Origin of the sequence: Vibrio sp. Vb1980, assembly GCF_033338615.1 — a bacterium.
GTDB classification, from domain to species: Bacteria; Pseudomonadota; Gammaproteobacteria; order Enterobacterales; family Vibrionaceae; genus Vibrio; species Vibrio alginolyticus.
Window position 1 is genome coordinate 1 of the sequence record NZ_JAWOSZ010000155.1, and the last position, 549, is coordinate 549.

Here is a 549-nt window from a genome sequence, read left to right on the forward strand (position 1 = left end):
ATCAAAGACGACGATAGAAGGATCACCATAGACAGCTCGTGCTAGCGCAATCCTTTGTCGTTCACCACCCGACAGTCCACGACCATTTTCGCCAATAACGAAGTCATAACCTTTGTTCTTTTTGAGGATTAATTCGTGACAACCCGCTAATTGTGCAGCTTTGATAACCTTCGCTGGATCTTCTTCTTTAAAACGCGCGATGTTCTCACGAATGGTTCCTGGAAATAGCTCCACCTCTTGGGCCAAATAGCCTACGTGAACACCTCGATCTTCAGATGCCCAAATCGACACTTCCATGCCATCTAAAGTCACCTTTCCAGCTAAAGGCCGAATGTTACCAAGCAATAAGCGAGCAAATGTCGATTTACCAGTGCCAGAAGGGCCAATTACTCCGACGGACACACCCGGCGGGATTGATAATGTGATAGAAGACAGCACTGGCTCAGTCGCACCCGGGTGACGGTAACTGAGCCCGGTTAACTCATAATGGCCTTTCGGTTTAGGTAACGGCATGTCAGATTCGTCTTGACGAACAATCGCATCAATCTC

1 protein-coding gene is annotated in these 549 nt (G+C 47.9%); it reads right to left on the reverse strand.

Annotation, left to right across the window (positions count from 1 at the left end; translation table 11 throughout):
* Positions 1-549: ATP-binding cassette domain-containing protein (locus tag R7F64_RS24260; protein ID WP_318072202.1), on the reverse strand; the 549-nt coding region annotated here is incomplete at both ends.